The 5,334-nt window shown below is 72.7% G+C and carries 7 protein-coding genes; 4 read left to right on the top strand and 3 right to left on the bottom strand.

The features are described from left to right. Both VFW24_04290 and VFW24_04285 read left to right on the top strand, forming a co-directional pair. Positions 1 to 490: phosphatase PAP2 family protein (locus VFW24_04290; GenBank protein ID HEX5265968.1), on the top strand; the 490-nt coding region annotated here is incomplete at its 5' end. A gap of 8 nt (positions 491 to 498) precedes the next feature. Further along, on the top strand, positions 499 to 1,200 hold the full coding sequence (locus VFW24_04285) for an HAD family hydrolase (protein ID HEX5265967.1): 702 nt from the start codon (positions 499 to 501) through the stop codon (positions 1,198 to 1,200). 20 nt (positions 1,201 to 1,220) lie between these two features. On the opposite strand, the gene VFW24_04280 is transcribed toward VFW24_04285, so the two are convergent. After that, a complete protein-coding gene (locus VFW24_04280) occupies positions 1,221 to 2,408 on the bottom strand; it encodes a cytochrome P450 (protein HEX5265966.1) in 1,188 nt (395 codons plus the stop codon). Between the two features lie 67 nt (positions 2,409 to 2,475). Between VFW24_04280 and VFW24_04275 the strand changes: the two genes are divergently transcribed. After that, the gene (locus VFW24_04275; protein HEX5265965.1) at positions 2,476 to 2,928 is read left to right on the top strand and encodes a 2,4'-dihydroxyacetophenone dioxygenase family protein; all 453 of its coding nucleotides are present in this window, start codon (positions 2,476 to 2,478) and stop codon (positions 2,926 to 2,928) included. Between the two features lie 14 nt (positions 2,929 to 2,942). Further along, positions 2,943 to 4,175, top strand: a complete 1,233-nt coding sequence (locus VFW24_04270) for a cytochrome P450 (protein HEX5265964.1) — start codon at positions 2,943 to 2,945, stop codon at positions 4,173 to 4,175. A 65-nt stretch (positions 4,176 to 4,240) separates the two neighbouring features. Here the strand turns inward: VFW24_04270 and pyrF are convergent, their stop codons facing one another. Further along, positions 4,241 to 5,089, bottom strand: coding sequence for an orotidine-5'-phosphate decarboxylase (gene pyrF, locus VFW24_04265; protein ID HEX5265963.1), 849 nt, complete (start codon positions 5,087 to 5,089; stop codon positions 4,241 to 4,243). A gap of 26 nt (positions 5,090 to 5,115) precedes the next feature. Continuing rightward, positions 5,116 to 5,334 (bottom strand): steroid C27-monooxygenase (locus tag VFW24_04260; GenBank protein HEX5265962.1); only part of this gene is annotated, 219 nt, incomplete at its 5' end.

Here is a 5,334-nt window from a genome sequence, read left to right as displayed (position 1 = left end):
CGTGCTGGCCCTGTGCGTGGCGGCGGCGTGGTGGCAGGGCCGCAACCTGGCCGCCGCCCCCCGGGCGGTGAGCTCGGCGGCGTGGGCGGCCGGGGCCGGAGCCGTGGCCATGACCGTGAGCCAGGCGTTCAGCGACGCCATCGGCCGGGCCCGGCCCTTCCAGGCCCTCCCCGGGGTGGTCGTGCTGGTGGGCCGGCCGGGCTCGTTCTCCCTCCCCGGATGGGAGGCCGCCTTCGCGGGCGCGGTCGTGGCGGGGCTGTGGCTGAGCAACCGCAACGCCGCCCTCGTGGCCCTGGCGGCGGCGCTGGTGCTGGCCTTCTCCCAGGTCTACGTCGGCGTCCAGTACCCGGCCGACCAGGTGGTGGGGCTGCTCATCGGCGCCGTGCTGGCGCTCGGGCTGCGCCCCGCCGGCACAGCCGTCCTCCGCTGGCTGGCCGTCAAGGTGGAACGCAGCCCGCTGCACCTGCTCGTCGCCGCCCACCGCATCTGACCCCGCTCGTGGCCGAACTGGACCTGGCGGGGGTCGACACCGTCCTGCTCGACGCCGGCGGGGTGCTGCTGCTGCCCGATCCCTCCGCCCTGCGCAAGACCCTGGATCCGTTCGGGCTGTCGGTCACCGACGAGGAAGCGCGCCGGGGCCACTACGAGTGCATGGCCGAGCTCGACCGCATCGGGACCCTGGACTGGCCGGCGGTCGACCGCCACCTGGCCCGCACCCTGGGGATACCCGAGCACCGGGTGAACGAGGTCGTCGACAGCATCGAGGCCCTGTACCTCAGCGAGCCGTGGGTGCCGGTGGTCGGCGCCGCCGAGGCCCTGCTCCGGCTGCAGGGCGCCGGCTTCCGGCTGGCGGTCGTGTCCAACGCCACCGGGACCATCGAGGAGCAGCTGCACGACGGGCGGATCTGCAGCGTGAACGGCGGCGCCGTGGCACGCGTCGAGGTGGTGATCGACTCCCACGTCGTCGGCGTCGAGAAGCCCGACCCGCGCATCTTCGAGCTGGCCCTCGACGCCATCGGTGGCAGTCCCGGGTCCTGCCTGTACATCGGGGACACGGTGTTCTTCGACGTCACCGGCGCCCGGGCAGCGGGCATCCGGGTGGTGCACGCCGATCCCTACAGCCTCTGTCTCGCCCCCGAGGACCACCCCCACGTGGCGTCGCTGGAGGAGCTGGCCGGGCTGCTGACGGGGGGCTGCTGACGGCGGGCTGCTGACGGCGCCTACCCGGGGCTGAAGCGCACCGGGAGGTGACGGGGCCCGGAGATGAAGTTCGACGGCAGCCACTCGACGGGCCCGGCGGGCTCCATGTCGGGGAGCCGCACCACGATCTCGCGCAGCAGGGCCTCGATCTCCAGACGGCCGAGGTGGGCGCCCAGGCAGAAATGGGGACCGCCGCCGCCGAAGGCCACGTGGTCGTTGGGCCGGCGGGTTACGTCGAAGGTGTCGGCGTCGCTGAAGGCGTCGGGGTCGCGGTTGGCGGCGCCGTAGTACATGACGACCTTGTCCCCGGCCTGGACCGCCACCCCGTCGATCTCGGTGTCGGTGGTCACGGTCCGGCGCATGTAGACGACCGGGCTGACCCAGCGCAGCATCTCCTCGATGGCGGTGGGCAGGAGGCCGTCGAGGTCGGCCAACAGCCGCTCCCGCTGCCCGGGGTGCTCGAACAGGGCGTTCATCCCGCCGGCCACCAGGTTCCGGGTCGTGTCCCCGCCGGCGTCGACCAGCAGCAGGAAGTACAGGGCGAAGTCGATCTCGTCCACGTCCCGCCCCCCGAAGCTGCCGTTGATGATCATGCTGGAGAGATCCTCGGACGGGTGGGCCCGCTTCTCCTCCCACACCTGGTGGGCGTACATGAACATCTCGCTCACCGCCCTCATCCCGGCGCCGGGGTCGCTCTCGTCCGGGGCGGCGTGGATGGCCTCGGTGAGGCGGTAGAGCGCCACCCCGTCCTCGTGGGGCAGGCCGAGCAGCTCCGCCACCACGTAGGAGGGCATCAGGCCGGCCACGTCCTCGACGAGGTCGCACTCCCCCCTGCCGGCCACGCCGGAGACGATCCGGGCGGCCAGCTCGCGCACCCGCGGCTCCAGGGCCCGCACCGCCCGGGGCAGGAACCGGGACGAGATCACCTTGCGCTGCTCGGTGTGGCGGGGCGGGTCCAGCATCAGGAACATCTGGTGGTCGGGGATGCCCAGGGGGGAGTCGGCGATCATGATCGTGGGCTCGGAGGAGAACCGGGCCTGGTCGCGGCCCACCTCCTTCACGTCCCGGTGGCGGGTGAGGGCCCAGAAGCCGGGGCCGTCCGGCTCCTCATGCTTGTGGACCGGCTCGTGCTCCCGCAGCCACCGGAACTGGTCGTGGGGCTGTCCCCGGGAGAAGGACGCCGGGTCGAGGAGATCGATCTGGGGCACTCGCGTAGTCTGGCGCGCCGGTGGCGGACCCGCGCCGGCACGACAAGGGGGAGGTAGACGGATGGCGATGACCGCGCCCGCTCCGACGGCGGTGCACATCGGGGACCAGGAGATCCCCTTCGTCGACATGGGGGGCGGGAACATGATCCGCGTGCTCCAGGTCCGCGAGAAGGAGAGCCTCTGGATCATCGAGAACGTCTTCCAGGCCGGGTTCGAGGTGATGACCCACCGGCACACCGGCCCGGTGTGGGGCTACACCAAGTCGGGGGCGTGGAAGTACAAGGAGTACGAGTACGTCAATCGGGCCGACTCGTTCCTGTACGAGCCGGCCAACTCCGTGCACACCCTGCAGTGCATCGAGGACGACACCCGGGTGTGGTTCCACATGTACGGGATGAACCTGAACCTCGACGCCGAGGGCAACGTGGTCTCGGTCAGCGACGGCGCCGGCACCCTGGCGTTCTACCTGGCCCTGTGCGAGCAGCAGGGCCTGGCCAAGCCCCCCGTCCTGGTCGACTGACGGAGCCGCCGGCCATGCCCGTCGACAGCAGGGCCATCGGCAACGGCCCCGACATCTACGACCCCGACCTGTACGTCGAGGGGCCGATCCACGAGATCTTTGCCGAGCTCCGGCGCACCAGCCCGGTGTACTGGCAGGACATGCCCGACCAGCCCGGCTACTGGGCGGTGCTCAAGCACGCCGACGTGGCCCACGTGGCCCGCCAGCCCAAGCTGTTCTCCGCCGAGGAGCAGGGCGTGATCCTCGAGAACATCCCACCCGAGCAGCTCGAGCGCAGCCGCAACATGCTGCTGATGATGGACCCGCCCCGGCACACCGCCTACCGCAAGCCGCTGGCCGACAGCTTCAAGGCCAAGGTGATCGGGCGCATGGAGGAGCGGGTACGCGCCATCTGCCGCACGATCATGGAGGAGGCGGCCGAGCGGCGCGACGTCGAGTTCTGCCACGAAGTGGCGGGCCTCCTGCCCAGCCAGGTGGTCGGGGAGCTGGTCGGGATCCCCGAGGAGGACTGGCCGCGCATCCGCAGGTGGGCCGAGCAGTCGACCAGCAGCCAGGACCCCGACCTGGCCGGGTCCGACGGCTATTCGGCGGGGGGCTCGGACGGGATCGTCGACATGGCCATGTACGCCATCGAGTTCGCGACCCGCCGGCGGGCCGAGCCGCCCCGGGAGGACCTGGCCTCGCTGATCCTGGCGAGCAACTTCGGGAACGGGCCGATGTCGGACGTGGAGTTCGGCAGCTTCTTCGTTCAGCTGGTGACGGCGGGCAACGACACCACCAAGACCATGCTCTCGTCAGGGCTCCTGGCGTTGCTGGCCCATCCCGACCAGATGGAGGAGCTGCGCCGGGACCGCTCCCTCCTGCCCGGGGCGGTGGAGGAGATCCTGCGCTGGGCCAACCCCCTCCACTACTTCCGGCGCACCGCCACCGCCGACGCCCAGATCCGCGGCGTGCCGGTCCGCGCCGGCGACAAGGTGGCCATGTGGTACACGTCGGCCAACCGGGACGAGGACGTCTTCTCCGACCCGCAGCGCTTCGACATCCACCGCCAGCCCAACCCGCACCTGTCGTTCGGGATCGCCTCGCACTTCTGCCTGGGCGTGCACCTGGCCCGCCTCGAGGGGCGGGTGTTCTTCGAGGAGCTGCTGGCCGCCTTCCCGACCATCGAGCTGACCGGCCCGCCCCGGCGCATCCGCTCCAACCTCAACAACGGGCTGAAGACGCTTCCGGTCCTTCTGGCGCGCTAGCTCCCGCACCCCGGGGAGGTCCGCCCCCCCCGGTGCGGTTTCACATGGTCCGAATGGCGCGGGCCCTAACCGAGGGCGGCCCGGGCCTCGGCGCCGGCGGCGGCCAGGGCGTCGCGCAGGGCCCCCACGTCCGGGCCGGCGGCCAGCAGCGAGCGGGACGCCGCCGGCAGCACCCGGTCGGGACAGGCGGAGAAGCAGCGGGCCACGTCGGCGAAGGTGGCGCCCTGGGCGCCGACCCCCGGCGCCAGGAACAGCCCGTTCATGCCGGCCAGGTCCAGGCCCTCGGGCGGCTCGTGGGTGGGGCCGAAAACCGCCCCCACCGGCCCGATCGTCCCCGGCGCCAGCCGGGCGTTCTCCGCCGCGATGGCCCCGAGCATCCAGCCCTCGACGCTCGCACCCCCGGCCACCCGGGCCTCCTGGATGGTGCGGCCCTCGGGGTTCGAGGACCGGGTCACCACGAACACGCCCCCGCCGGCCGCCGCCGCCCGGTCGAGGATCGACCGCATGGCCTCCAACCCGAGATAGGGGGTGACGGTGAGGGCGTCGGCGGGGATGCCGGCGCCGGGGTCGAAGTAGGCCTCGGCGTACGCCTCGTTGGTCGAGCCCACGTCCCCCCGCTTGGCGTCGAGGAGGACCAGCAGGCCGGCCTCCCGGCACTCGGCCACCAGCCGGGCCAGGGCCCGGCTGCCGGCCCAGCCGTGGCGCTCGTAGAAGGCGGACTGGGGCTTCACCACCGCCACCGCCCCCGCCGCCGCCTGCACGGCGATGTCGACGAAGCGCTCCAGACCGTCGGCGCTGTCCCCGAGCGACCAGTCGCGCAGCAGCGCACCGGACGGGTCGAGCCCGAAGGTCAGGGGGCCATGGATGGCCCGGGCCTTGGCGAAGCGGTCGGCGAAGCCCGGGCCCGGTTCCACGTCGACCGCCACCCTAGGGCGCCGGGTCAGGCGGACCCGGCCAGCTCCACGGGCAGGTGCTTGATGCCCCCGATGAAGTTGGAGCGCAGGGGCTGGGGGGCGTCGAGGGCCTTGAGCCGCGGCACCCGCCGGGCCAGCTCCTCGAACAGGAGCCGGATCTCGACGCGGGCCAGGTTGGCGCCCAAGCAGTGGTGGGGGCCCCCGCCGCCGAAGGCGATGTGGGGGTTGGGATCGCGGGCGATGTC

This window comes from Acidimicrobiales bacterium (assembly GCA_036273495.1).
GTDB lineage: Bacteria > Actinomycetota > Acidimicrobiia > Acidimicrobiales > JAJPHE01 > DASSEU01.
Note: the sequence above shows the minus strand (reverse complement) of the source record. Positions and strands in the feature narration are given on the sequence as shown.

What these genes read in the sequence shown, in the direction of transcription:
- VFW24_04275 (HEX5265965.1), top strand. Translation starts at nt 2,476, where the DNA reads ATGACCGCGCCCGCTCCGACGGCGGTGCACATCGGGGACCAGGAGATC.
- VFW24_04270 (HEX5265964.1), top strand. Translation starts at nt 2,943, where the DNA reads ATGCCCGTCGACAGCAGGGCCATCGGCAACGGCCCCGACATCTACGAC.